The following is a 26,488-nucleotide window of genomic DNA, read 5'->3' as shown; positions in this document are numbered from 1 at the left end:
ACGTAAGAACCTGATTTAAAGAGGGTTGAAAAACGATCTACTTCCCAATGCAAAACCGGGAAAACACATTATCCAGCAACTCATTATGATAAATGCGACCGGTCACCTGCCCGAGAAACTCAAGCGCAGAACGCAAATGCTCAGCCGCCAGCACGACCCCCTCATCTTCCAGCCCCGTCAACTGCCCGCGAGCGTTTTCCAGTTCCACCCGCGCCAACTCCAGCAGGTTGCGGTGTCGTTCTGAAATAACGGCATGCGCCGGCGCATGAGAAAACCCGCCCAACCTGGCTGCAAGAGCAGAACGAATGTCGTCGAGCCCATCACCAAGACCGAGGGAAGCCTCCAAAGGCTGGAACATTGAAAGCTGAAAATTAAACGCTGGGCTCCGCACATCGTTTTTATTCAACACAACAACCGTCTGCTCCGGCTTTAATTTCTCAAGATGCTCGGCATCTTCGACCGAAAACGGCCTGGAGCAGTCAATCAGATACACAGCAATATCAGCAGCTCCTGCATGCTCCCGGGCGCGACGAATTCCCTCGCGCTCAATTTCGCACTCAGCTTCACGCAATCCCGCGGTATCGAGAATTCTCAACGGAATCCCTCCCAGCACAATTCCTTCTTCAATCACATCTCGAGTCGTGCCGGCAATACTGGTTACAATTGCACGGTCATGGCCAAGCAATGCATTAAACAGCGTCGATTTCCCGGCATTCGGTCGACCCATAATGACAACCCGCGCACCCTCGCGCAGCAACCGACCTTCGTCCCAGGTCAAAAGCAGGTCTTCCAAGGTCTGGAAACTTCCATCCAGTTTTTTTCCAAGGGTTGGAAAAACCTCATCCGGCAGCTCGTCCTCAATAAAATCAAGCGTCGTTTCCAGATCGGCAGCGATATCGACGCACTGATCATACAGCCGATTAAACCGTCCACTCAAACTTCCCTCCAGCTGTTCAAGCGCGGCAGCCGCAGCGCGGTCGCTGCGGGCGTGAATCAGGTCGGCAACAGCCTCGGCCTGCACCAGGTCCATCTTGCCGTTGAGAAACGCGCGCTTTGTGAACTCACCCGGCTCAGCCATCCGGGCTCCGGCTTCCAAAGCACGACGCAGGATTTTTCGCAGCACAACCGATCCGCCATGCCCCTGGATCTCAACCGTGTCATCACCGGTATAGCTTCTGGGAGCGCGAAAAATCAGGCAAAGGCCTTCATCAATTTCTTCGCCTTCTGCGCCGAGAATCTTCCCAAAAATAAAGGTGCCGCCCTCTTTTTGCGAGGGCTTTTCCAAACCTTGGAAAATCTGATCGGCAATTTTCCAAACCTTGGAGCCGCTGATGCGCACAATCCCAACGCCACCTTCGCCGGGCGGGGTTGCAATGGCTGCAATGGTTTCGTTTTCGTTCATAAAACAAAGAATTAACACAAAGCATACTTTGAACACGAAAAAATTAGGATGAAACACGCTTTGTATTTGTCGAATAAAAACCAAAACAATAAGTTAGATTTTTACTTACAAAGCACAAAAATGGCGACTAAAAGGCTGTTTCTATGAAAAAATATACATGGACAATTACCGGATTCACCCTGGGGTTCGTCCTGTGGTTTTTCATCTCCTGCTTGAATATTGATGTTTTTGAAACAATGGCAGTCTTTCTCTCTCAGTATGAACATCATGAATTAGATGAACTGTTCATTCCAATTGCGATCATCTACATCTTTGCAATGATCGACGTATCCAAACAGCAGCGAAACCTTCTGGTGGAAAAAGAACGACTGAAGATCTACCGCAAAATGATGAAAGCGGTTGAGCACATCCTGAATAATTTCCTTCAGAAAATGATGCTGTTCAAACTGACCGCTGAAAAAACGAAAGGGTTTGATCCAAAGATTCTCTTTTTTTACGACCACATTATTGACGAAACCACCGAGCAGATCAAAGCCTTGGGATCGATTCAGAAACCCGACGAAAGAAGTATTGAAAATGTCATAAGCCTCCAGACCACTCTTCAATCCCAACAGAAGAGCTGACCAGGTCTGCTGACAGCGTCTTCACCGAATTCGAACTTGTGACCTTCACCACCGAAAAGTAATCTGACGGCATGAGTAAGAAAATCCTGACGGCCCTTTGCCTGACCGGGCTTCTTCTTCATGCCGAAGAAACCCGACCTAAAAACATCATTCTATTCATCGGGGACGGCATGGGCATCGCGCAGGTCACTGCGGGCAAGATTGCTAAAGGAACACTGGAAATGGAGCGCTGCCCCGTAGCCGGGCTGGCGAGCACCTGGTCTGCAGACCACCTGACAACCGATTCCGCCGCTGCGGCAACTGCTTTGGCAACCGGCACCAAAACAGACAACGGAATGCTCTCACTCAACCCCGAAGGCCAACGCCTCAAAACCGTATTGGAAATTGCGGAAGATCAAAAAAAATCAACCGGGCTCGTCTGCAACTGCGCAGTCACCCATGCCACGCCCGCCGGCTTTGCAACACATGTACCCAGCCGCCAGCAATACGTTGAAATCGCCCGGCAACTGGCCGACAGCGATGTCGACGTTCTTTTCGGCGGCGGACTGGCCTATTTCAGTCCGTCCAATGCCCCATCCTGTCTGCCGCAGTTACAAAATAAAATGCCCCTAGCCACCACCGCAGAGGAATTCTACGCTCTCGGAACCCCGGAAAAGGCCGCAGCCCTGCTCTATCCGGAACACCCGCCTCATGTCGCGGAGCGGACAGTTTCCCTGAAAGAACTGACCCAAAAAGCCATTGAAATCCTGGTCCAGGACGAAGATGGATTTTTTCTGATGGTGGAAGGCTCTCAGATCGACTGGGCGGGACATAAAAATGATGCTGCCAACATTATCAGTGAAGTCATTGATTTTGATGACGCAGTCGGAGTTGGGCTCGACTTCGCTGAAAAAAACGGCCGCACGCTGGTGATTATCACTGCCGATCATGAAACTGGCGGATTTGCTGTGATCGATGGAACACTGGCAGAAAAAACTGTCAGCCAAACCGGCTTCATTCATAAAAAGCACACTGCCTCGATGGTCCCGGTCTTTGCCGAAGGCCCTGCCAGCAGCCGTTTCAGCGGAATAATGGATAATACAGATATTGGAAAAACAATGATCGAACTTATCCAAACATCGGAATAACAATCCGGAACAACACGTGATTGCAGACGAGAGCAATCAGAGCAGCAAGAAAGTCATCAATCACAATACCGATTCCACCTTTAATACGCTGCAACTGCTTGATCGGCGGCGGCTTGGTGATGTCAAAAATACGATGAAACACAAATCCGGCAAGAATCACGCCCAGCGAAAACGGCAGTCCGAGATAACAGATTGGAAGGGTCAGATACTCGTCGGCAACAATGCACCCGGGATCTTTTCCTTTCCCAATTAATGACTCCGCTTTGGCACACAGCGGCACAGCAAGCAGCGTGAAGATCAAACACAGCACAATCTGTATCGGCAGGGAGAGATCAGCAATTGCCCAAAAAAGCGGAATCCCCCAAAGCGTACCAACCGTCCCGGGCATTACCGGGCTCAGCCCAAAACCAAATCCAACCGCTGTCCATTTAATAAATTTATTCATAGGCGTCTTTTATACGGGTTTACGCAGGCCCTCTGCAAGCAGACTTAACAAACCGACACAGGCCGTATCTGTCCGCAAAATCCGCGACCCCATCCCGAACACTTCAAAGCCGTTTGACCGAAACATCTCCAGCTCATAAGGAGTCCACCCCCCTTCGGGGCCGACCGCTAAAAGCACTCGTTTGCCACTGTCTGGAACTTTTTCGCCGCCGCTTTCCAAACATTGGAAAATGTTCTGTGTCCCGGACGGATCAGCAACCATTCGTTTTCCGACCTTTGGAAAAACAGAATTCAGATCATCTTCAATCAAAGGCTTCAGCTGTTTTACCACACTCACCTCCGGCAAAAAAGTATCGCGAGCCTGTTGAAGGCCCTCGATCAGACGAGCTTTATAAAATTCCGGCCTGATAATGTGTGTGTCAAAATAGAACCGCTCCACTTTCTCTGCATTCGCAAGAACAATGCGCCCCACCCCCAGCGCCGCGAACTGGGCCCAAAGCCGTTTCAGCACTTTCGGTCGCGGCATCGCCAACAGCAAATCAACACCGGGCCGTTCCGGGATACGCTCCTCCCAGACACAGGATAAAGAAACTGCTTCCTGTGAAACCTCTTCGACAGTTCCTGTTCCTAACGGACCATTTAACAGGCCAATCCGAAGTTTCTGCCCCACCGTTCCACGCAACACTTTACGGATATGGAGAGCACGCTCATCCATCAAACGCACCCGTCCATCCGCATCCATTTCTTCAGAAAAAACAAGAATCAGGTTCATGAAAAAAATTCTTACCACATTCCGCTTGTCTTCCCGAACCGGTTTTTCTATCTTCCCCACTTTCCTACGGCGGAGTAGCTCAGTTGGTTAGAGCAGGGGAATCATAATCCTCGTGTCGGGGGTTCGATTCCCTCCTCCGCTACCACCCTTTCGGCTCTTCCCCAAAGACGGGGGCAAGGGCGAATTTTTATTAACCACACATCACAATTACTCTCAATCTGTAATTGCTGAAATTCCTAAAGCCGTAGGCTCTCCTTTGAATCAGCTCCATCTTGGTATGGAAGCCTTCTGTAATGCCGTTGTTGCGGGTGAACCTCCACATCCGGGCGATCTCATCGCGCCAGGAACTCAATGTGGCCCCCAGCGTGCGCAACGGCTCGAATGGACTGTTGCGCAGCTGATCGATCCAGTACAGCAGGCGTGAGATTAGCGGCCGGCAGTCCTTTTGTGTTCGATGCTTCTGGTTGAGCAGTTCGCATAGCTCCTCTTTGGCCTTGTACACCATACCAATCGCTGGGTTCTGCTCAAAATATCGCTCCAGACGGGCTTGCTGCTCCGGGCGCAGGTTTTCGCCTTTTCGGCGCATCAGCGATAGCAGCCCACGGTTTTTACGCCCTACAGGGTCAAGTAGCTTCCATGTGTCGAGGAAATGGCGGATGACGGTTCGCACCACATGGAACCGATCGCTGACGATCAATGCATTCGGGAAATACTTCCGAGCCAAGCTGCGATAGCTTGATGAAAGGTCGATACAGACCACCTGAACGCGCTCTCGGCCTTTCATTCGCATCAGAGCGCTATGCAGGGAGTGCTCCGATCGTCCCTTGGCTACCTCGAATATCCGATGCTTCTGCAGGTCACAGAAGGTCGTTGCGTATCCCTGCTTCTTGGTGAAGAAGTGTTCATCAATACCCAGAACCGTCGGGCACAACCGGCTGGAAAACATCTTCTCTTTAAGCTCCAGATGGTCATGAAACCACCGCTCGACAGTAGCGGATCCGATCCGCCGGGTGCGGTGCAGCTGTTGCTGGCTGATGCCGTCACGGTGATCCATAAAGATCTCCTGTCGGAACATCTCGGTACTGCGCCGGTACGGCAGCAGGCCGGGCACTCGGGCCCTAAAATAGCGTCTGCAGTCTTCGCAGCGATATTTACGCAGCGTCAAGTACAGCCAGGTGTTTTTCGTTCCAATGCTTTCATGACGCAGCTTCCGTACAAATCGATCCTTAGTGCGCAGCTGCTCTGAACTGCATTGCGGACAGGCCACCGGGCCAACGTACTCGGCATGAATCATCACGCCACCGTGGCGGACTACGGAATGAACCTTGATGCCGGGGCCGACCAGGTCTATCTTCTCTTGGGGGCATAGCGATCTCCTTTTTATTCCAACTGCTACCTTAGCAGTCAGGGATCGCCCTTGCCCCCGCCCTTGAGGAAGAGCCCGAAAGGCTGAACCACGGAACACACCGAAGACACGGAAATTGATTGGCCACAAAAAGGCACAAAAAGAAGATCAACCGCGGATGAAGACGGATGGACACGGATTGGATTAGCCGCGAGAGAACGCATAGAGCGCAAAGGGGAGCGCGACGCCCGGGCTGTAACGCCCGCGAAGGTCGCGTCTACAAAAAACTCTGCGGGGAAGACAGGCTGGAAGCACTGTCCTACTTTACGGGAAAACATCATCGTGTTCCTGCTGTGCGATTATTGACCAAAGCGATGATGTCGGAGCGACGAAGGCGGAATGAGCCGGGATAAAGTTCCACTTTTTCCAGACTGCCGGCTTTGATGGTGCGCCAGAGCGTGGCACGGCTCACGTTCAACATTTCTGCTGCTTCGCCCATGCGGAGCAGGAGTGGATCATTGTCTTGCGGCAGGTTCGGCGAACCTGCCCTACCTTCAAGGATTTCTAAGGCGTGTTCTTTGGCTTCGTCGGTGGCGGTGAAGACCGCCTGAATAACCTGCTCGTTGGTTACGGATTCATTCATTGTTCTGCTCCTTTGGTTTTCGGAGCAAAAGGTAGTGTCCAGAATCTTTCGCACTTTCGTTTTGGAGTTCTCCATAAATTCTGTTGTTCGGGGCGGCCTCTGGGCTTCGGGCCAACGAGAATGGGTCATATAACTCGTCGGAGTTGGGTCGAAGCCCGAGGCCGCCTATGCGGCATTCTTCTTGAGTTGTTCCAGTTCGTAGAGTCGGGTCATGTTCAGGTAGCGGCGCGTCCCCCATTTGGTGCCTGCGATGTGGCGTAGACGAGCTGCGACCAGCATCAGCGCGGACTGTCCGTCAGGAAAGCTGCCGACTACGCGGGTACGTCGCCGGATCTCGCGCATAATCCGCTCCAACGGATTGTTGGTGCGGATGCGCCGCCAATGCTCCTCGGGATAGCTCATATAGCTCAGTGTTTCGTCTACGGTTCGTTGCACGTGATCGGCCGCTTTGTTCAGCTTCATGCCTTTTAGCTTTTCTACGACTGCCTGAGCCTTTTCCAAGGCCGCTTCGCGGTCTTCCTGGGCATGAATTGCTTTGAGCATGGCAGCGACTGCTTTGACTTTCTGGCGCGGTACATTCTGGAAGATGTTGCGGTACCAGTGAACCACGCAACGTTGCCAGTCGGCGGATGGATAAACCTCGGCGACCGATTCCACCAACCCAAGGCATTTATCGCTGACGATCAAGCGAACCCCTTTGAGCCCCCGCTCCTTCAGATCGCGCAAGAATGCTTGCCATCCGGCCTTGTCTTCCTTCTCGCCTTCGGCGGCACCAAGAATCTCTCGATAGCCTTCCGCATTGACTCCAATAGCGACCAGAACCGATACGTTCTTCACTTCGCCGCCCCAGCTGCGCTTCAGGCAGATCCCGTCGAGATAGACGTACGGATACTCGCCATCAATCGGGCGTGTCCGCCACTTCTCGATGCGTTCATAAACTTTTTGGTTCAGGTTACTGACCGTTCCCGGGCTGACTCGCGTGCCCCACAGTGCCTGCGTAATATCTTCAACACGGCGAACCGACACCCCGGCCAGATACATCTCCATCAACGCTTCTTCGACGGAGCTTTCACGACGACGATAGCGTTCAATGATCTGTGTCTCAAAGGGAATGCTGCGAAGCTTGGGTACTTTGAGCTTCACACTGCCGGCTTGTGTCTCCAGTCCACGCTCGTAATGGCCCGCACGAGAATCCACCCGATCCGGGCTTCGCTCATAGCGTTTTGCTCCGCACAGGGTATCCGCTTCGGCATCCAGCAGGCCGTTGAGCGTCTCCTCAACGGAGCCTCTCACCAGCTCCTGCAGATGTCCCCGCACAGCCGAGTCGTCAATTTCGATGATCTTTTTCGTGGTATCTTCCGTCGTCTTTTGGTCTCTATCCATTTGGTTCTCCTTGTGTTTGCTGACACACGGCTGGTTTTACCAGCCGGGAGAACCCCAATTCAAATGTGCGAAAGATTTAATACGCTATCGAGCAAAAAAACCTGCCCCGCGTTAAGTACGGAACAGGTCTTATCAGAAAAAAATGGGCGACGTGGCGGGCACGTCGCCCACTTTTTTTACCAATCAGCAAAATCTTCTTTTTTTATGTGGCTTCTCAAGGTGCCAAGAGACAAAGCCAGATGATGTGCGGCCCGCTTTCGGGCCTGGGTAAAGCTGACTGAGGGATGTTTTTCATGATACTCGCGAATGAATTCACGGGCCTCTTCATAGCAGGGTTCGTATTTAGCCGAACGCGTCTTTCCACCGATAGAAGCAGAAGAAAGCGTTCCGGCACCACGGACCGCATTGGGAACAATTGATTTTTCAATCTGATCGAAACGTTTGTTGATTGTTCCCAGCATCTCCTTGTGACTAATATCCTTTTGGCACAGCGAACGCTCAAACAATGCCAAAAGCCTTTTCAGGAGATCCCGGTTGTGCTGAGCAATTGCTTCAAGAGATTCAACCTTTTTTGTTAAAGGCACCCGTTTCCCCTCACAAAACAAAACCCAGCGAAACACCGAAACCTGACACGGGGGAAAAGACACTGCTTGTAAAAATAAACCCATATATTCTGGGAGCAAGAAACGGCACAATCACAAAAAAATATTTAAATAAGATGTCCAGAATAACAATATAAATTAAGTAAAAAAATCACACCATATAACAAGATAATATTTTAAAAATATTCACGAACAACCAAAGAGCAAGAGCTCGCCATGTAGCCTTGATGTAAATCTTTTAAATATTCCAAACAATTACCTGAAGATTTTTGTGAAAATTATAAATTATAGTTTCACTGCAAATTGCAATGCATTAAGCCTGAGTACAATTCTGTAGAGAAATCAATCCAATTCTCCCGTTAGAATTGAATATTTGGATGCATTATTATATCGAACATTAAGAATATTTCTCTCTGAAACATCCATGCGAATGGTCCATCCACTATTACTCGATTCAGTATCGTCTGTTAACTGGAGTACTGGGTCAAGACCAGGAATGGCCATGATCCGAACTGCTTTGCCATCACCATAACATGCCACCGTGTGATGATTATCATTCACAACAAACATATTCCCATTCGTCATCACCTGAGCTAATTTTGAGAACCCAAGTCCACGATGGCGACAAGAAACAAATGATATATCTTTCGTATCAGCAGTCCCGACAACACACCCCGAGTCATTAACTCGTACCAACTCGACACCTCCGGAATTCCATGGTGGCAACTCAAAAACAGTTCCAAAAAACGCTACATGAGACACGTGATCCAATTTAACAGCCTGGTTCAAATAAGTGCGCACACAACCTCCATAAAAAGAGTGTCCACTGATCACCGAACTGGTTTCAGCTATGCCATCGATATAAAGCGCAGTCGTTCCCCAAGCAGTTCCCCGCTTATGATGGTCGCCAGCAAAGATATCGCATCCATAAAATCGTGTACTGGAAAGTTTCGGCCCAAGAACGCTACCAGAACCAACTAATGCCACACCACGATCTCCCATAAAAGAGCAATTCCAGAATGTATTACAATCAGGAATGATAGTATCCCCGCGCGACACAACACAAAGCCCTGCTTTATTCCAATATCCGAAAACTGCAACATTTTGGACCGTACCTGCTGAAGAATTATCTATCAAAAGTCCCACATCGTAATCGGCCGATTGATCATCCTCCGGAGTCGTCAGCAGGCCTTCTTCATTAAATACCTGAACATCCAAAACAATAGCTAGATCTGAAATAAAAAAAGGCGAGTTGGGGTGTGTTTTTAGAGCATACCGCATCGAACTGAAAGTATCTTGGCGAACTGTATGCAGGACTGCCTGCCCTGTTCCTCTAAAAAGAAGAACAGTTCCCGGCAGGTTAGGAACAGACCCTGATCGTAAAAAACGCTTATCATCGTCTCTCAAGGGAAACGGAGCAAGAGCCGGCGTACCAGCTCCCATAATTATGATGGATTGAGACAGTTCAAATCCATTTGTCAAAACATACACACCAGCAGGGAAATAAACTTTTTTACAAACCTGAAGTGCGGAACGAATCGCAACAGTATCATCCGTTACCCCATCGCCTACGGCTCCATATTCCTTAACATTCACATACCCTGGCGGAACGCCAACCATGCTAAAAGTCAGCGTTCCAAAGCAGGCCACGCTTAACAGGAATACCCCTATAAATACAAATTGCTTCATTTTAAATTTTTCAAGGAAATTCTGAAAAAGCACCATCTCTAGTAAAAACATCCTTTCATCCAACGATTTCCGCGGCAAGCCACGGAACATTTCCGTCGGCCCTCTCACGCCACAAGCGGCAGACGGAAATTTCCCGTCAAGGAGCATATCCCCATTTACCCCCTGATGAGGGACGCATTCATCCCCGCGATAAGCCGCGGGGATTTTGCGCCAATCTCGCTAAAAGGCACTCCGTATTTTTCGACTACTTCAGTCAATTATTACAGGTGTAGCATTCGTTGTAATTCTCAGCTTGGCACTGTTTCCATAGCGGAATTCCAAACAGTTTTCTGCCGAAACATCCATTCGAACAACCCACCCACTGACTCTTGAGGTAGCGTCATCCGTAAACTGTACAGTCGGATCATAACCAGGAAGTGCATTAAGCCGTACAGATTTCCCGTCCGCATATGTCGAAATAGCTCCCATGCTATCATTAACAACAAACAACCTTCCGTCGGTCATCGATTCACTCAACTCTTGAAGTTTAAGATCGCGATGTCGACAACTTATTAAGGAAACATCCCTAGTGTCCGCCGTTCCTTGAATCCACCCTTCCTCATCAGCATAAGATGCATATGCACCACCGCGAGTCCACGGCGACAATTCAAATATGACGCCCTGGAATGTTACATTAGATGCATGCTCCAATCGAACCGCCCGATCTCGATAAGTTCGAATACAACCTCCAAAAAAATAATGCCCATTAATTGACGATGTTGAACTGATACCGCCATCGATATACAAAGCTGCAGTCCCCCAGGAAGCATCGCCGCGCGAATGATAGTCATTTGCAAAAATATCGCATCCATAAAACTGAGTACCAGAAAGTCCAGCACCACCAGTATTATCAGATCCAAGCAAGGTTACTCCATAATTCCCCATAAATGAACAATTCCAAAATGTATTATAATCCGGATTACTTCCTATTCCGTCTGAAATAACACAAAGTCCCGCTTTATCAAAATAGCCAAAAATGGTTACATTGCGAACAGTTCCCACAGCAGAGTCGTGTACCAGAAGCCCCACATCAAAGTCAGAACAGTTGTCATTCGCCGGAGTGGTTAGTGCTCCGCCGTCATACACATTCACATCTTGTACTATGGCAAGATCTGAAATGGAATATGGATACGCCTCAGTAGTTTTTACGGAATAATGCATAGAGCTAAATATATCCGACCGCGAAGTCGTTATACTTTTTGAACCAGTCCCTTTAAACAAAAGAGTTGTACCCGGCAACCGCGAAACCTGCCCTGGACTCAAATACACTTTATCATCTCCGACAAGCGGAAATGGAGCTAAATTTGGAGCACCATCTCCTTTCAAAATTACAGATGGAGGCAGATCCAAGCCATCACTGAGCACATATACACCAGCCGGAAAATAAATTTCTAGAGCATTGGTTAACGCCGACTGTATCGCAACCGTATCATCAGTTACTCCATCACCAACCGCCCCATAATCTTTAACGCTCACAAAGGCGGATGAATTTACAGAAAAAAAAGCAAGCAGAACAAAACAAAACAATTTTTTTGAATCTAAAATTTTCATACAATACCCCATCTAACTATTAGATATTCCAAAATATCATCTTCTTTCACAAATTTATATACTGATATCAACATCTCGACTAGAGATACCAAGTTATCACTCTCCGCCAATACCGAAAAATTTTGTTTCTGCATCAGCTTGCAAGAAAATAACCCGGTTTGAGCCAGACAGAGAGGAGTAAGAAAGATTAGTTATAATAAACGCATTCACGCCATCATCCGAATGCGCTACAGTTTCCCACTTGCCAGTCGTCAGGTTTGTAGAAACCAAAGGATAAGTATCTGATGGGGAAGATGCGTAAAAAATCATTCTCACAACATTACTAACTGAGTCCAAACTGACGATGGATGAAAAAACCGGCCCCGTTGTGGTTAACGGAACCGTTACCGATTCCAGCGAAGTCCCAATTTTGATTTCATCAATTGTATACTGAGCTTCACCGCCAAAAGCCAACATAAACTGGTCATTCTCGCCAAGAGTCAAGAAGGTTGAATCTGTTCCAGAAGCCCGAAGGTAAGCATGCGCATCCAGTTCAGCTTCTGTAATCCCTCCACTTTTGATATTATAAAAAATGTTTGTGTCAATAGCCCAAACTGAAGCATTTCCAGCAGTTGAACCCAAGCCATCAAATTTGGCAATAACCATGTAGGTTCCATTATTCATTAATGTATCGCTGTTATCTTCTTTGTAGGCTGAACTTGCGTAAGCAACCCCCAACCCAAAATCCGAGGTTCCTGAAGCAAGTGGACAAACTCGAAAATCAAGTGATCCTGTAATTCTACGCATTTGCATAAAGCTTGCGGCCGTTAAATCGTTAGCCGTTCCGCTAAAAACCATACTGACAAACATTGGGCCATTCGTAACCCCTTCAGTAAGAGTTGTAAACGTTAAGGACCCTCCACTATAATCTGTTACATACAGGGCATTATTGCCGGTCAAATAAGTGTTGAAGACAAGAGAATTCGTAATCCATGCATCACCGTTGGAACCCAAAGAATTTCCCCAATCAACAATCCCGGCGCCGCATGCAGAAGAAGAAACCGTTCCCGGGTTATCCCCAATAACCATATCTTCAAAATCTTCATGAACTAAAAGAAATCCTCCGGTCAACTCAACTCCGACAACATCCTCCAACGAGGTTCCAATTTTTATTTCATCAATTCTATATTGAGCTTCCCCCCCTGCAAAAAGATTAAATGTTACGGTTGAGTTCAAAACAAGCGTTTCCGTATCAACGCCCGAAGCGTGCAGATATGCATTTGCACTTAGCTCGGCCTCAGAAATTCCTCCAGATACAATCGCGTTAAACGTCTCGTCATCAATTGCCCAGATTGTAGAAGTTCCACCAGCCGCCCCCAACCCATCGAATTTTGCAATCACCATATACAGATCATTATTCATCAACGTATTACCGTTATCTTCATAATATGTGGTTCCTCCGTAAGCCACCCCGATTCCTGTATCGGCAGTGCCAGCAGCCAATGGTGAAACGCGGAAGTTATTGTCACTATTTCTCACTTGAAAAAAACTCGCAGCCGCAAGATCAGATGAAGTCCCTTTGAACAACATACTGATATACATTGCTCCAGTGCTGATTCCTGTCGTTGCAGTATCAAATGACAAAGCACCACCAGTACTATTTTTAGTAATATACAGAGCGTTGCTTCCAACCGCATACGATCCAAATACCAATGAATTGGTCACCCACGAGTCACCATAACTTCCCAGTGAATTACCCCACCCGGAGATACCAACCCCAAACTCCGAAGCAGATCCCGGGTTTCCCCCCATTGCCATTCCCTCGAAGTCTTCGTGTACAAGCAACACTGCATTGGCTGTCCCCATTACCATGGCAATCAACCCACCTATTATCCATCGTTTCATCATTTACTCCTTACTTTTCAGGGCCACAACTGATGAACACACGTGTGTTCTTTTTTTGTGAAAATATTTTTTTGTAAATATATCTATATGTCAATTTTATTTTATTATTTTACTGCGATAATTCTGTAATTCAGAACGTTGCCTTTAATTTAGGCCAAGCAAACTGGCTTGCCCAAAATAACTAACAGACCAATGCACCAATAATACGCATTTTTATACCAAAGGTGATTTTTCCTGATCCCACACGGTCAAGTTCGTAAAATCTTTAACTCGAGATTTAAAAAAGATACTTGCCAGCAATGCTGAGATAACAGTCAGTGTGTTTCCAATCAGTGCTGTAAAATAAAGGTCGAGAGACAGTGAGAAACGGGCCGGAACTATTCCTCGATTATCCAAAAGAACATAGGCTGTTACCAACGCGTTCACTGCCAATGCTATCCAAACAGAACGCTGGTCTCCACAACGCGTAAACACACCTACAAGGAAAATTCCTACCATGCCGCCACCGCAAACACTAGTAATTGTAACTCCCAGATCATTCAAGGTTTTAGTATCGGTAGTGTAGAAAAGCCAAGCTCCACACAGCATCATCAGAGAGACCGCGCCGGAAGCCAAGAATCCAATACGTAAATAATGACGATCTGTTTTTCCCTTTATTAGATAAGGCTTATAGATGTCCCTCACCCAAACCATACTGGCTGCGTTAATACTGGAACTGAGAGATGACATGGCTGCGGCCAGCGCACCAGCAATCACAAGCCCGGTCAAGCCGACCGGCATATAATTGACTACAAAATATGGAACTATCTCTTCTCCCTTACGCACCCCGGTAAGCATTTCTGTTACCACTGGATCAGGATGAAAGCGAAAAAACGCCCACAATATAGTTCCGGTCAGCATAAAGCTCGCCCAGATCGGTACGGCACTGAACGCCAGCACCATAATGGCCTTGCGCGCCTCTTTCGGAGATTTCGCCGAACACCAGCGCTGAATACTGGTCTGGTCAAACTGAGTGCTTAAATACTGCACAACTCCTACAATCAGCAGCATCACAAAAGTCTTCTCCGTCAACGAAAAACCATTCGCTATTGGTTCAATCTGCCCAGTTACTACGTTCAGATCCTGTGTCATTGACAGTTTTCCGTTTTCAAAAGCCGTCTGAATGAGTGCAATAATGCCTCCGTCGGTTTTATAAATCATCAAACCAATCATAACGAATGATCCGAAAATCAAAGTAATCGTTTGCAACACATCGGTCCAGATTACCGCATCAAATCCGCCGCTTACCGTGTAAAGCGCAGTAATGCCGCCAGCCATCAGAAGACAGGAAAAAAAACTCAAGCCCGTTACCGTATGAATCAGCAAAGAGATCAGGTACAGGATTGTACTCACACGAAGAATCTGAATAATAAAAAATATCGAGGCGGCATAACACGAAACGGACCGACCAAAACGCTGGGCAAGATATTCGTACGCCGATGAAATGGTTCCGCGTCGAAAAAATGGAAGCAGAACAAACATTCCGAACATCGAAATGAGTGGAAATGTCAATGTGATTGTCATCCGTATCAACGTTGTTTTGAAGCTATCTGCCGGATGAGACAGGAATGTGATCGAACTCATACAAGTCCCAACCAAACTCAAACCCAGCGCCCAGCCAGGAAACGACCGTCCACCAAGAAAGTATTCTTCCGTGTTGGTATTCTTCCTCGAAAAATAGAGCCCAATCCCAATCGTCAGCAGGAAGTAGCCAACTAAAACGGCAATATCAATAACGCTTATACTCATACGATGTTCCCTAACTGATAGAGACCGGACTTATACCCGGCAGGCTTCCCATCCATCCTGCAGAAGCTGTTTCATTTCCATTTTTATACGGGCATGCTCGGAGCACTGTGCAAGATTAGTTGTCTCGCCCGGATCATGATCATAATCAAACAGCTCCTCATAAACAGTTTCCTCGTCGACACCTTCATAAAGCGTATAACGATACCGATCCGTCCTCACGGTTCGGCCATGTTTATAATCCGGGCTCAGATCATGGAACTGCGGCATGCGGTGGGAAAACACCGCCTTTTTCCAAGCTCTTGAAGGCACCTCCATCAACGGAACCAGACTGTCTCCTTCCAGATAATCCGGTTTGTCCAGATAACATAGATCGCAGAGCGTTGGATACAGATCTACATGTTCGGTTAACTGCCGGGTCGTTTTCTGTTCCGACCCGTATCCCGGCACACTAATAACCAATGGAATGTGGAAAGATGGCTCCCACATATTATGTTTGCCCCAGTATCCGTGTTCTCCAATAGTAAAGCCATGATCGGTCGTTACCACAATAATTGTGTCATCGCGAAGCCCTTTCTTTTCAATGGCATCGACCAGCCGCCCCACCTGTGCATCATAAAAACTAATACAGGCATAATGACCATGCATCATTTCTTTTTCCTGCTCATAGGTTGGATGCCAAACTTGATCATAAGAATGTTGCCAATAATACTGTGCCGGCTCCTTATCCCCCATTCCCCATGTCGGAGTTCCGGGGGGCTGGTCGGCGGCACCGGGAATCGTCAGTTTTTCCCGGTTGTAAAGGTCCCAATATTTTTTCGGTGCACACCATGGCGTGTGACCAATTTCATAACCAACCGCCATAAAGAATGGCTGGGCCCTGTCATATTCTTCAATTGCCCTTACAGCCTCATCAGTGGTTTTTCCGTCTGGATACGCCGAATCATCCACATCAGCACATTCCACCCCAGGGCCACGGAACCGCCGCAATTCACCCTCGAGTTTCTTCCCTTCTTTTTTCAGGGTGGCAATCCGCTCCATGATCAGTTTTTGTGATTCCGGGGCAACCCAGTGTCGCTGGTCATTCCAATCAGCCGGCGGGATTTCGGGATCACAGTTCTTCGGCATTGGCGGAAACCACTGTGGAACACTCCATGACTCAGGATCCGTTTCCGTGTCGTGAAATACCTGCCAGAACGAGCGGGTGAAATAACCGTTGTTTTTAAAATGCTGCGGCATGGTGGCATAGTCCGGCCCCATTTTTTCATGAAAGGTTTCCCAAAATTCTGCATTGCTGAAACGCTCTGTCGTCATCGGTCGGCAGCCACTGAACAGGTTGGCGCGCGACGGTCCGCACAACGGCCAATGACAATAATGTTTTTCAAACACCAAACTGTTATGCTCCGCCAACCGGTCAATGCTCGGCGTCACAGCATGAGCATCGCCCAAGCAACCGAATCGGTTGCTAATGTCGTGTGAAATAATAAATAGAACATTCTTTTTTTTCATCGCATGCCATCCCTTAACATATTTTATTGAAATTCTCTTACGGTTTCGAATAGTGCCAGCACATTTTCCGGCGGTACTTCTTTCTGAATATGATGATCACCTCCGCAAATATAGCCGCCGTCTTTGGCCATCACATCAATTGTACGCGCGGTGATTTCATGCACTTCATTCGGAGTCATGAAAGGCAGTTTCTGAGTGCTAATTCCTCCGAAAAAACAGAGGTCTCGGCCATACTCGCTTTTCAGCTTTTCCATCCCGAACGGCAATGCGTGCAACTGAACAGTTTCCCAAACGTCCATGCCAATCTCAATCATATCCGGCAGCACCGGCGTAATATCGCCACAAGAATGAAACCAAACTGGCCGATTATATTTTTTGCCGATGGCAAACAACTTTGCATAATAAGGTTTGAACCATTTTCTCCATTGCTCCGGTGAAAACATCAAGCCTCGCTGCGTCGCAAAGTCATCACAGCAGTAAAACACGTCCACACTGTCGCCGACCGTTTCCATATACCGCTCTGCATGACGATAGGAAAACTCAAACACTCGCTCCACAGCCACCTCAAAAAGTTCCGGCTCTGACAGCATGTTCACCAGCGCCTCTTCCATGCCCCATAAGTCGGCAATCTTGAAAAACAGAGGACGCCAGCCCGGCCCGCGCATTGCAACTTCTCCATGATAAGAGTCGATCATCGGCCGCATCATCTCAAAATTAAAGTCATACGGGTCCGGCCAATTTAACGCTTCAATTGCCTCAATAGTTTCACAGCCGTCCAGCGGGTTTTCCCGTCCAGCATGCTGATCGTTTTCAAAGGTTCCGAACGCATTCATGCCACGTGGTTTTTCGCCGCGAAGTACCGGTTTCCACTGCGGTTCAATCAATCGGCCGCAGATTCCAAGCAGTTCATAAACACGGTCTTCCCGCACGCCGAGATACGCCGCCATTTCCGATGTGTTCTCCAGCACAATCGCATCAGCGGGAACCGGCCCGTTCTTATGCGCAATGGCATCCAGCTCGATTTGTCGTAGATTCATTGAAAATTCCTTGAGACTACTGTTCAGAAACAACCGCCACAGACGGAGTATCTCGTTCTATATAGGAGCGGTGAAAATAATACACGCGTCCGGATTCCGCACCGACCAGTAGGTCGAGCTTGCCGTCGCCGTCAAAATCGACGATTTCTGGGCCGGTATTATGATTGGCCAGCCGCTCTTTAACCAAATCGCCACGATCCACCAAATGCGGAGATTTGTTGCTGCCAGTGTTTTCATAGTATCGGCCGTTGATGTTGTCCCAGATCATGTCGAAGTCTCCGTCGCCGTCCCAGTCGACAATGTTGACCACCGTGCGGCCCTGCGACCCCGGCCTCCAATTTCCGCCGTCCGATTCCTTTGCATGATTCCAGACAATTGCCCGCGCATACGGATCGTCGATTTCAAAAATATTTTCCGGATTGTTGAGAACAATCTTTCCGGATTCTGTTCGTTCTCCACGGTAAAGCGCCAGGTCACCCTTGTGATCCAACGTTACATAATCCATCACCCCGTCACCGTCCCAGTCCAGCCCTTCCGGGCGGGTCCGATGAACCGTAATCAGCTCGTTGCCTTCCGGCTCATAATGAATTCCCCACGGCAGGTCCGTGCGTTTTCCGTCATCGTCGCGCGGCGGGTTCTTCATTTCAATCAATTCCCCAGCAGCCAACTGTGGATGTCCGTTATGACCAATGTTTTTGAAAAAATGATGTGTCATCCGGTTGCCGGTTACAATCAGGTCCTTCAACCCATCGCCATCCCAGTCGACGACCACCGGCTCACCGTAGCCCCAGTAGCTTTCCTTGGAGCCCTGCACACTGCCATCCGGGCCGGGCATCAGTTGGATCGGAACACCGGCAGCATACAGCGGATGACTCTCAGACCAGACAGGATTCCGGTTATCTCCCTGATTTTCGAATAAAAGAATTTCATAACCTGAATTGCCAACAATCAGATCATTATCACCGTCATCGTCCCAATCCACAGCAACAGGAATGGCTAACGAGCCGGCATCCAGCGGAGCATTCAGCTGGTTCACAAATGCGGTCTGGCGCAACTGGGGTATTTTGGCAGGACCCGCTATATTTTCGCAGAACCCGATGAATCCTTCTTCTCCGCCAAACAGCAGATCGATATCCTGATCATTATCCCAATCAAAAACTTTTGCCAAGGTAAGCATACTGACAATATGGATATCTGTTCGATCAAATGTTTTCAGACGCATGCGTTTTGAAAACAAAGGGTCTTTTTTCGTACCAACATTTTTCCGGAAAAACAGTTCTGGGAAATTGGACGAAGAAATCAGGTCGAGTTTCCCATCCATATCCCAATCAATCGGAAAAAAAAGTCGTTCACGAGCCAATGCAGCGCCGTTATCTTCTCCAAAATGTTGCTTATCCATCTCATCTTTTTCAAAAAGAATCGGGGCATCCATACTCAACTCAATCGGATTTCCAGCATCAAACAACGGATCCGTCTCGAGTCCAATATTCAGCAGAACTTTTGTTCCAAGCTGTAAATCTGGAAGCCCATCCTCATTAAAGTCATAAACACGACTTTTCAACTCGGCAGTTGGAGCCTTACCTCTAAAAGGTATTGGATGAATCGCCGTAACGACCGGCTTTCCTCCGCACATCTCAAACTCCCACCACTCATGGACCTTCCAGCCACTGTAAATAAAATCGGGCTTCTCATCTCCATTGATGTCCGCAATATTCAGAAGTGTATTGCCATTCAACATTCCTTTAAAGGGTGTACTACCTCTGTAAATCAACTGTCCCGGAGCAAACACCACACCCTTGGAGGTCTGTCCCAGATTCTCATAATAATAATGACCATATCCCAGATCTCTGGAACGAGACATTGGTGCCGTACCAGTATTGCACCAAAGATCTAAGTCCCCGTCATTATCGGCATCGAACGGCTCAAACAAGCCGCTGATTCCTAGAGAAAGCCGGTTTGCATCCCCCTTCAATCCAAGCTGCAGGCGATCCCCGTCACCAGTCATAGGAATCGTTTTGGGGAACGCTTCCGCATAAGGAGCAGTCGGATCATAATACAGCGAATAGGTCGCCGGGTTTCTTCCGCTGTGGCTCCACGAAACTATTCCGGACGACTGCCAGTACAGCTCCGGCGAAATCCGAAACGGAACAAAATATTTATCATCGCCCGACAGTGTTTCATCATAAACAATCGGCTGGCCTGTTGCCGGGTCATACTGCACCAATCGCAGAGACGCCAACGCCGCACGCCGGCCGGCGGCATCAAGCGTCTCCCAACCGTTCTTAAAGTCCACACTCAGCCGAATCGGCGTGTTTTTCCAATCTCTGGAAGTTTTCCCCGTATATATATTGATGCGATGTTTTGTTTTACCAATCCACTGCGGGTTTCTGTCTACAATATCCGGCGCAGTAAATACTGGCATCGCAGGCGGCATTTCTCTGTTACCCGGCTGATAGTCGAACACACTAAACACCGCAACATTATCGAACAACATATCGGCATGCTCGTTGTCGGAATATCCCTGCGTTCCATCGCTGTCTGTACCGATATACATTTCATACATCATTCCCGCCGAACAAGAAGGAATCGCGGCATTGCTGATCTGCTGTTGCTTATCGTCAACACGCAAGAGCAGGATATTCGGCCTTTTCCAAGCCATAGCAACCGAGTGCCACGTTTCAGCTTTCCAGTTGCTGACATCCAAACCAATCCGGCCTGTCGGCTTATCCTTTCCATCCGCTGTCTCAACAACCAAAAAAGCCTTGCTCCCCCTCGTCTGCAACTTGAGCTGCATTTTTTGACCAGTCCGGATTTCCGTACTGAGCAGACATTGCGTTCGCCCGTATCCTTCGCGAACATCGGGCATCGTAAAAAGAGGCTGCACATCAAACCGAATCGTGCCCTCATCCAAAGAAAGGTTTCTTTCAAGGTCAAAACTGAAATGATCTGAAAATGGCACAAAAAGCGCAGTTCCATCTTTTCCAGTACGCCCCAGATCTACCCGTCCATCTGAAAATGTATTTGGCAAACCTGCGGCATAATCAGCATTCACACCGTTATCAAATGAGTGATAAAAAAGCCAAGAATTCGTCTCTAAGGCATATATTACTTCCCCAAAAATCATTAATTTTAAAATAACACACCATTTTACAAAATATTGTTTCATCACTACCTCTATCTAACCCAACCCACCAGAATATCTGGCTAATCCGATTCATCACTTAATCGGGAAACTTAACCCTTGGTATTATTTTGAAGCGTCTTTCAAAATCAGTACATCAGACAGATCAGTTCCAGCCCGCAACTCATCAAAACTAACAGAAAACCTTGTGTTTTCTTTTCGGGCAAATAAGCCCAGATTGATAAAATCATCATCCTTCATTTCAGCCGAAGCACATCCACCGATTGCGCTGACAACCACATTTTCCGTCAAATCCGCTTCGGTAATTGCACCACGCTTGGATTTTAGATTCTCATAACCGCTTTCCAGAAAAGCCCAGATAATCGGACTCCCGCCTTCAGGCGTTCCCAGCCCAGGAAACCGGCAAATAATCAGGTAAACATTGCCATCAGCAATAGAAGGTTTTGAGCAAACTCCCTCCATCCATTTGTCACCACTTTGTCGGACAGCAATGCCCCCTGTGGTCAAGCTGTTACATCTCATTCGAAACCGAATAGACTTATTGGACTTCGACTGAAAACGAACAAAAGCCATTATATTTTCAAGGAAGGAATCCTGCGTCACGCCATCATATTTATAAAGAAAGGAAACCCAAAGCGTTCCTTTTTTAAGAGCACGCTCCAACGAACGGGTCAAATTAATCCCATCACCATCACCTGTAGAGTGCATATCGAGCAAAACCGCATTGCCACATACCGGCATATCGGAAAACGAAAGTCCACTCCATGTCACATACATGTCGCCTTGGGGACCGGATTTGCCATGCCAACTGTCGGAACCAAATCCGACGCCCCCCCTTTCCCCCCGAATTTTCCCTCCAGCGGAATAATCAAACGGCTCATAAAACAACTGCTCCGAAAAACAGATTATCCCAATCATGCACACCAGCGCCCCTGCCAGTATTTTTTTCATATGCCCTCCTTCTCTGTAAATTCAGCACCCATATCATCTACCCATTCGATAATTAGAAACGCATCTTCCTATAGGAAGATGAACATTTATCTGCCCCATGAAATCATGAACTGCCTGGACCAATTCACTAATCCATTCCTGATCTCCTAGCCCAACCGAGGCATCCTCTAAAAAAGAAAGGGTTTCAATATTCAAATCATAAGCCATCTTCAAATAAAGTTTCGCACTGGCCGGATATGAACGATGCAACACCCACTGGTAATCGATAAAGAACTGCTGCAGCCGCTTCGCCAGCAATGGGTTGTCCTGCCAACACGCAAAAAGCTTCACATGCAGCGCTGGCCACAGATTAGTTTGAAGTCCACTGAATCCGTTGAGCCCTCCCTTCATCGCCTCTAGAATGGTCAAGGCATCCGCACTGAATACTTTCAATCCAAATTTTTTCCCGGCCTGCCTTTTACGAACCATCTCCGGCAATCTGCCGGAGGTTTCTTTAAGGAATAGAAATTCTGGATGATCGGACACATAGTCCGTCAACTCAGGAGTCATCATCCGGTGGTATGGGAACGGACACTCATAAACCCCCAGAGGACACCCTTTAAGAGAGTTCAAATGTCGATCCATTTCTCTCATCCATTCTTCATCCGACGCCCCCTGATGGACGAGATCACTGAAGGTCAAGACCGCCGCCGCTGCTCCTATTTCAAGAACCTCATGCGCCATCTCCACCCGTTTTGACCGCGAAACAACGCCCATCACGCCGGCAACAACCGGAATGCGACCATCTGCAATTTCTACAACCCGCTTAACCAGCGCGAGTTTGCTGGCATCTCCCATCTCAAGAGCTTCACTGGAAAGACAGGCGGAAAACAATCCATGCACTCCCTGAGAAATGTACCATTCCGTCAGTTCCTCCAAACCGTTAAAGTCGATCTGATCTTTCCCCTTGAAAGGAGTCAGCATCACCGGCCAGACACCATCAGATATTTTTTTCATTTTCATCTCCTAAAAACTTATTCTGCATCTGTGAGTAACCATGAGGACAACGTCGAGTCTGTAAGTTCCAATAAAAAAGCGATGCTTATCACTGCGTTAGTCCATCCCGAATAAATGCTGCCTTTACCGCCTTCGAACCTGTTCCCACCGCCCCAAGCTCCAACATCACAGTCATACATACCACGCCAACAACCATCAAAAAGAGAAGTTCCAGAGGAATCCTGGATGTCGATCAGAAATTGGGCAGACTTTTCAAATGCTGCTCGGTATTCCACTTTTGCCGGACTTAGTTTAGCTAAATGATAGAGGCCAAGAGTCGCCCAATTTTGGGTATAAATCAGATCAGCCAAATGATCTCCCGCGGGTGCTTCAAAATGATTGGAGGTAAAATGTCCATCCGACATCTGGTTCTTCAGCAAAATATCGGCGGCCTTTTCAGCAACCCTCATGATCCGCTCATCACCGCAAATTTGGGCGACAAGCGGGGCAACAAAACTCAGATAGGCAAACTCGGAGATTGCCCAGGAAACGCCGCTGGCGCTTTTACATAGGGAATCCAGATCCCATGCATGAGGTCCATCAAGTACTATATCGTAGTACCTTCTAATAAGATTATAACTGTTTCGCGTTTTCCGAGTTTTGTCGGCAAAGGCCAATGCCAGAGTTGCAAGTCCGATCCAATGAGGATTAAGCTGAACACCAAATATGGCCGTATTATATTTCGCGTTACGTCCTTTCTGTTCAATAAAATCGAAATAAAGCTGCATCTGTTTTTGCAATGCGTCAGCAGTGGACAAAGCTGTTTCGTGAAGTCCTTCGTGACCTCTCTGGGCTAATATCAAAAGACAAATTACAATCCAGGAATTATCATCGATCCAAATTTTGTTTGCATCAAAAAATAGAGGAGTCGCCCATTTCCATAGATTGAAAAATTCAGAATCAGGATCGGTTACCTGCAAACAACTGCGATTCAATAAAAACTGAATTAAGTTCGTTGCGATTTTTCGATAGTCATTCCTGCCAAAATATTCGGAAGCAAGATCAAACATCAACGCGCTCTCAAGAGCACAATCCGCCCGCCGATGATCCAGAACTACTGTTCCAGCATTAAGCCGAGTCTGACAAGGAAACATGTCGTTGATCTTTTTTTCTGCCTCGTTGAGCTCCATAACAGCAATGCGCTCAGCAACGCCCCAAAACCCATCGCTTGGGCGCATGATTCCGGAACATTCAAACCAGCGAATATTTTTTTCGACAGCAGTCTTAAGCTGAGCTTTCATCATATTTCTCCAAATTCTGTCGTGGTTAGAGCATTCTTAATGTCTTGCATCAGGCGGACAGACATCAACAGGCAGCGCGGCAAATGGAAGAAGGTTTTCCATTTGCCACCCTTGAGAGAGTGAGTCGGAGCTCCCTGCCGATTAAGATAGCCATACCATTCCCCAAATTCCGGATCGCGAAAATGATTCCATGTCCACTCATTGAATTTAACAAACCAGTCATAGAATTCGCGATCGCCGGTCATTTTGAAGGCATACAGACAGGCAATCAGTGCTTCGCACTGCGGCCACCAGAGCTTCATATCCCACTGGAGCTCCAGATGCGGTTTGTTCTGTGCATCCATGAAATAGAAGAGGCCACCGTGCTCTGTATCCCATCCGGTTTTCAATGCCGCCTTGATAATCTTTGCAACCTTAATAAGGTTATGAGGATCTCCGCCGTTTCGGTCAAAATAGTTAAGAATAAACCACATGGCTTCAAGCACATGCCCCGGATTAAGCATCCTCCCTTCGCAGCTCTCCAGATCAAAGCCGCCGTTCGGCAACACATTCTCGAACATCAGACCCAACTCAGGATTCCAGAACCTGTCGAGCACTATAGAAATAGCGCTGTCCAGATCGCTGCGATAACGGTCGGCATCCAGGCATTCATCCATAATAACACCGAGATTAGCCAGCATCATGTAATGCCCGAGAGAAAGAAAACGCTGCCGTCCGGCAAGACTTTTTTCCCACTGCGCTTTTGGGTTATCTATCCGGGCAAGATAGCCATTCATGGCATCTTCGGCAGCTCGACGATAACGGTCTGTGCCGGTTGCCTTATACAGAGCAGCGCTTCCCATGGCGGCAAAGCAGTCAGAGAAAATATTATATGCAGCAATGGAAGGTTCCCCTTTCCTGTTCAGGGCAAAGTAATAATGCCCCGTTTCGTCTCGTCCGTGTTTGTAGAGAAAATCAAATCCTCTTTCGGCAATATCCAGCCAGCCGGGTCGGCTGTATTCGCTCAAATGCAGCTCGCTGAACATGTACACAATGCGCCACTGCATCCACATATATTTCGTATAGTCATAAACAGATCCGTCACGATCTAATGAAGTGAAATACCCGCCGAATTCTTTATCCACACAATGCTCTTCCCAAAAGGGAATAACCGAACTTAAAAGTTCGTTCCGATATCTGGTTATCTCTTTTTCAAACATATTCAACTCGTCGAACACACGTGTGTTTTTTTGTGGAAAATTTTTTATGCCGTCTCTCTTTCAACTAAAAACGGATCAATTGATTCATCTTCCTCGTTTCCGCCATAGATAACATTGATCAATTTTTCAACAGCCCGACGCCCTTCATAACGAAAAGGTTGGTGAATGGTTGTTAAAGGAGGGTCCAATTGCGCAGCAAGTTGCAAATCATCATAGCCTACCAGTGCAATCTCCTCTTTAAACTGCAAACCCAACTCTCTTACCTTGCGGATAATATCTGCAGCATTCTGATCATTTGCAGCAAATATGCCTATTGGGAAACCTGTACGATTGTCCGCAACACGCTTAAAAATAGTAGGAAATTCTTGAAAATCAAATCGCACACATCGATCTAGGAACCCTTTGCCGTCTATATACGACAAAAATGAGTCAGACCTACCTCGATGACTGTTATCTACTAAATACAATGAACAGGCTTTTTTAATTAAGAAATCGGCAGCAATCTGACTTCCTTTTTGATTATTCATATAAAGTACCGGAAAGCCCGATCCACATGTCGTATTCAACAAGATGGTCTTTCCACCACTGTCCGCAAACTCTGAGAATAACTTCTTCAATTCCTCAGATTCCCCAAACTCAAATGGATAAGAAATAATCCCAGAACACGGGTTTTTTATATTTTTATGAATAAATGTCTCAAAAGATGAATAATTCATGCCAAAATAAAAATTTAGAGGGAACCCATATTCTGCAGCAGCTTCAGAAATCCCCATCATTAAGTCTGCTCCCAAACGATTAGAGAATTCCGGCATAAAAACACCAATTGTCGCAGCTTTGCCATGTTTCAGAAACTCAGCAATGCGATTCCTCTGAAACCCCAAGCGCTTGGCCGTCTTAACAATTCGCTCTTTTGTCTCTGGAGAAATACGTGCATTTTTATCTGGATTTGGGTTTAATGCACGGGAAACTACCGAGTGAGATACTCCCAACTCTTTCGCAATATCTTTAATTGTTACTTGTTTCTTCATGCAAAAAACCACCCGAACACACGTGTGTTTCAAACAAATATCTCTCCATTTACCATG

General features: G+C 47.5%; 21 protein-coding genes and 1 tRNA gene. 3 read left to right on the top strand and 19 right to left on the bottom strand.

Annotation, left to right across the window (positions count from 1 at the left end; all coding sequences use genetic code 11):
* Positions 1-37 precede the first annotated feature (37 nt).
* Positions 38-1,402 (bottom strand): tRNA uridine-5-carboxymethylaminomethyl(34) synthesis GTPase MnmE, encoded by a 1,365-nt coding sequence (gene mnmE, locus GT409_RS12185; RefSeq protein WP_160629348.1) that lies wholly within the window; start codon positions 1,400-1,402, stop codon positions 38-40.
* A gap of 143 nt (positions 1,403-1,545) precedes the next feature.
* Here mnmE and GT409_RS12180 point away from each other — a divergent pair, with 143 nt between their 5' ends.
* Together GT409_RS12180 and GT409_RS12175 are read left to right on the top strand one after the other, a co-directional pair.
* Positions 1,546-2,025: a hypothetical protein gene (locus tag GT409_RS12180; protein ID WP_160629347.1), complete on the top strand. Its 480-nt coding sequence runs from the start codon at positions 1,546-1,548 to the stop codon at positions 2,023-2,025.
* Positions 2,026-2,096: 71 nt separating this feature from the next.
* Complete coding sequence (locus GT409_RS12175; RefSeq protein ID WP_160629346.1) at positions 2,097-3,152, top strand: alkaline phosphatase; 1,056 nt, start codon at positions 2,097-2,099, stop codon at positions 3,150-3,152.
* Here the strand turns inward: GT409_RS12175 and GT409_RS12170 are convergent.
* Together GT409_RS12170 and GT409_RS12165 are read right to left on the bottom strand one after the other, a co-directional pair.
* Positions 3,133-3,597 (bottom strand): phosphatidylglycerophosphatase A family protein, encoded by a 465-nt coding sequence (locus GT409_RS12170; RefSeq protein ID WP_160629345.1) that lies wholly within the window; start codon positions 3,595-3,597, stop codon positions 3,133-3,135. The genes GT409_RS12175 and GT409_RS12170 overlap by 20 nt on opposite strands.
* 9 nt (positions 3,598-3,606) lie before the next feature.
* Entirely contained in the window at positions 3,607-4,368 is a 762-nt protein-coding gene (locus GT409_RS12165; RefSeq protein WP_160629344.1) for a 16S rRNA (uracil(1498)-N(3))-methyltransferase, read from the bottom strand.
* A 68-nt stretch (positions 4,369-4,436) separates the two neighbouring features.
* Between GT409_RS12165 and GT409_RS12160 the strand changes: the two genes are divergently transcribed.
* Positions 4,437-4,513: transfer RNA gene (locus tag GT409_RS12160), tRNA-Met, on the top strand.
* 45 nt (positions 4,514-4,558) lie between these two features.
* Here GT409_RS12160 and GT409_RS12155 read toward each other — a convergent pair.
* The 16 genes from GT409_RS12155 to GT409_RS12080 all read right to left on the bottom strand — a co-directional run bounded on the left by GT409_RS12155 (position 4,559) and on the right by GT409_RS12080 (position 26,431).
* Complete coding sequence (locus GT409_RS12155; RefSeq protein ID WP_408647963.1) at positions 4,559-5,752, bottom strand: ISL3 family transposase; 1,194 nt, start codon at positions 5,750-5,752, stop codon at positions 4,559-4,561.
* 298 nt (positions 5,753-6,050) lie between these two features.
* Complete coding sequence (locus GT409_RS12150) at positions 6,051-6,356, bottom strand: helix-turn-helix transcriptional regulator (RefSeq protein ID WP_160629343.1); 306 nt, start codon at positions 6,354-6,356, stop codon at positions 6,051-6,053.
* 165 nt (positions 6,357-6,521) lie between these two features.
* The gene (locus tag GT409_RS12145) at positions 6,522-7,739 is read right to left on the bottom strand and encodes an IS256 family transposase (protein ID WP_160625940.1); all 1,218 of its coding nucleotides are present in this window, start codon (positions 7,737-7,739) and stop codon (positions 6,522-6,524) included.
* Between the two features lie 176 nt (positions 7,740-7,915).
* Positions 7,916-8,407, bottom strand: a complete 492-nt coding sequence (locus GT409_RS12140) for a hypothetical protein (RefSeq protein ID WP_160629342.1) — start codon at positions 8,405-8,407, stop codon at positions 7,916-7,918.
* 276 nt (positions 8,408-8,683) lie between these two features.
* Positions 8,684-10,081, bottom strand: coding sequence for a glycosyl hydrolase family 28-related protein (locus GT409_RS12135; protein ID WP_160629341.1), 1,398 nt, complete (start codon positions 10,079-10,081; stop codon positions 8,684-8,686).
* A gap of 198 nt (positions 10,082-10,279) precedes the next feature.
* Positions 10,280-11,620 carry a glycosyl hydrolase family 28-related protein gene (locus GT409_RS12130; protein ID WP_160629340.1) on the bottom strand — a complete coding sequence of 447 codons (1,341 nt, stop codon included), beginning with the start codon at positions 11,618-11,620 and terminating at the stop codon, positions 10,280-10,282.
* Between the two features lie 96 nt (positions 11,621-11,716).
* On the bottom strand, positions 11,717-13,507 hold the full coding sequence (locus GT409_RS12125) for a hypothetical protein (protein WP_160629339.1): 1,791 nt from the start codon (positions 13,505-13,507) through the stop codon (positions 11,717-11,719).
* Positions 13,508-13,717: 210 nt separating this feature from the next.
* Positions 13,718-15,292 carry a sodium:solute symporter family transporter gene (locus tag GT409_RS12120; RefSeq protein ID WP_160629338.1) on the bottom strand — a complete coding sequence of 525 codons (1,575 nt, stop codon included), beginning with the start codon at positions 15,290-15,292 and terminating at the stop codon, positions 13,718-13,720.
* Between the two features lie 30 nt (positions 15,293-15,322).
* On the bottom strand, positions 15,323-16,798 hold the full coding sequence (locus GT409_RS12115) for a sulfatase (protein ID WP_160629337.1): 1,476 nt from the start codon (positions 16,796-16,798) through the stop codon (positions 15,323-15,325).
* 23 nt (positions 16,799-16,821) lie between these two features.
* Positions 16,822-17,835 (bottom strand): uroporphyrinogen decarboxylase family protein, encoded by a 1,014-nt coding sequence (locus GT409_RS12110; RefSeq protein ID WP_160629336.1) that lies wholly within the window; start codon positions 17,833-17,835, stop codon positions 16,822-16,824.
* Between the two features lie 16 nt (positions 17,836-17,851).
* A complete protein-coding gene (locus tag GT409_RS12105) occupies positions 17,852-20,746 on the bottom strand; it encodes an FG-GAP repeat domain-containing protein (RefSeq protein WP_160629335.1) in 2,895 nt (964 codons plus the stop codon).
* 336 nt (positions 20,747-21,082) lie between these two features.
* A complete protein-coding gene (locus GT409_RS12100) occupies positions 21,083-21,928 on the bottom strand; it encodes a hypothetical protein (protein ID WP_160629334.1) in 846 nt (281 codons plus the stop codon).
* Positions 21,929-21,961: 33 nt separating this feature from the next.
* Complete coding sequence (locus GT409_RS12095) at positions 21,962-22,924, bottom strand: dihydrodipicolinate synthase family protein (RefSeq protein ID WP_160629333.1); 963 nt, start codon at positions 22,922-22,924, stop codon at positions 21,962-21,964.
* 17 nt (positions 22,925-22,941) lie between these two features.
* On the bottom strand, positions 22,942-24,207 hold the full coding sequence (locus GT409_RS12090; protein ID WP_160629332.1) for a hypothetical protein: 1,266 nt from the start codon (positions 24,205-24,207) through the stop codon (positions 22,942-22,944).
* Positions 24,204-25,328 (bottom strand): AGE family epimerase/isomerase, encoded by a 1,125-nt coding sequence (locus tag GT409_RS12085; protein WP_160629331.1) that lies wholly within the window; start codon positions 25,326-25,328, stop codon positions 24,204-24,206. Before GT409_RS12085 ends, GT409_RS12090 begins: the two co-directional genes overlap by 4 nt.
* Positions 25,329-25,447: 119 nt before the next feature.
* Positions 25,448-26,431: a LacI family DNA-binding transcriptional regulator gene (locus GT409_RS12080; protein WP_160629330.1), complete on the bottom strand. Its 984-nt coding sequence runs from the start codon at positions 26,429-26,431 to the stop codon at positions 25,448-25,450.
* Positions 26,432-26,488 lie beyond the last annotated feature (57 nt).

The organism is Tichowtungia aerotolerans (assembly GCF_009905215.1).
GTDB classification, from domain to species: Bacteria; Verrucomicrobiota; Kiritimatiellia; order Kiritimatiellales; family Tichowtungiaceae; genus Tichowtungia; species Tichowtungia aerotolerans.
This window is presented reverse-complemented; position numbering and strand designations above follow the sequence as displayed.

Excerpts from the sequence above, each read along its gene's own strand:
- mnmE (WP_160629348.1), bottom strand. The coding sequence starts at position 1,402 with ATGAACGAAAACGAAACCATTGCAGCCATTGCAACCCCGCCCGGCGAA.
- GT409_RS12180 (WP_160629347.1), top strand. The coding sequence starts at position 1,546 with ATGAAAAAATATACATGGACAATTACCGGATTCACCCTGGGGTTCGTC.
- GT409_RS12175 (WP_160629346.1), top strand. The coding sequence starts at position 2,097 with ATGAGTAAGAAAATCCTGACGGCCCTTTGCCTGACCGGGCTTCTTCTT.
- GT409_RS12170 (WP_160629345.1), bottom strand. The coding sequence starts at position 3,597 with ATGAATAAATTTATTAAATGGACAGCGGTTGGATTTGGTTTTGGGCTG.
- GT409_RS12165 (WP_160629344.1), bottom strand. The coding sequence starts at position 4,368 with ATGAACCTGATTCTTGTTTTTTCTGAAGAAATGGATGCGGATGGACGG.
- GT409_RS12150 (WP_160629343.1), bottom strand. The coding sequence starts at position 6,356 with ATGAATGAATCCGTAACCAACGAGCAGGTTATTCAGGCGGTCTTCACC.
- GT409_RS12145 (WP_160625940.1), bottom strand. The coding sequence starts at position 7,739 with ATGGATAGAGACCAAAAGACGACGGAAGATACCACGAAAAAGATCATC.
- GT409_RS12140 (WP_160629342.1), bottom strand. The coding sequence starts at position 8,407 with ATGGGTTTATTTTTACAAGCAGTGTCTTTTCCCCCGTGTCAGGTTTCG.
- GT409_RS12135 (WP_160629341.1), bottom strand. The coding sequence starts at position 10,081 with ATGTTTTTACTAGAGATGGTGCTTTTTCAGAATTTCCTTGAAAAATTT.
- GT409_RS12130 (WP_160629340.1), bottom strand. The coding sequence starts at position 11,620 with ATGAAAATTTTAGATTCAAAAAAATTGTTTTGTTTTGTTCTGCTTGCT.
- GT409_RS12125 (WP_160629339.1), bottom strand. The coding sequence starts at position 13,507 with ATGATGAAACGATGGATAATAGGTGGGTTGATTGCCATGGTAATGGGG.
- GT409_RS12120 (WP_160629338.1), bottom strand. The coding sequence starts at position 15,292 with ATGAGTATAAGCGTTATTGATATTGCCGTTTTAGTTGGCTACTTCCTG.
- GT409_RS12115 (WP_160629337.1), bottom strand. The coding sequence starts at position 16,798 with ATGAAAAAAAAGAATGTTCTATTTATTATTTCACACGACATTAGCAAC.
- GT409_RS12110 (WP_160629336.1), bottom strand. The coding sequence starts at position 17,835 with ATGAATCTACGACAAATCGAGCTGGATGCCATTGCGCATAAGAACGGG.
- GT409_RS12100 (WP_160629334.1), bottom strand. The coding sequence starts at position 21,928 with ATGAAAAAAATACTGGCAGGGGCGCTGGTGTGCATGATTGGGATAATC.
- GT409_RS12095 (WP_160629333.1), bottom strand. The coding sequence starts at position 22,924 with ATGAAAAAAATATCTGATGGTGTCTGGCCGGTGATGCTGACTCCTTTC.
- GT409_RS12090 (WP_160629332.1), bottom strand. The coding sequence starts at position 24,207 with ATGATGAAAGCTCAGCTTAAGACTGCTGTCGAAAAAAATATTCGCTGG.
- GT409_RS12080 (WP_160629330.1), bottom strand. The coding sequence starts at position 26,431 with ATGAAGAAACAAGTAACAATTAAAGATATTGCGAAAGAGTTGGGAGTA.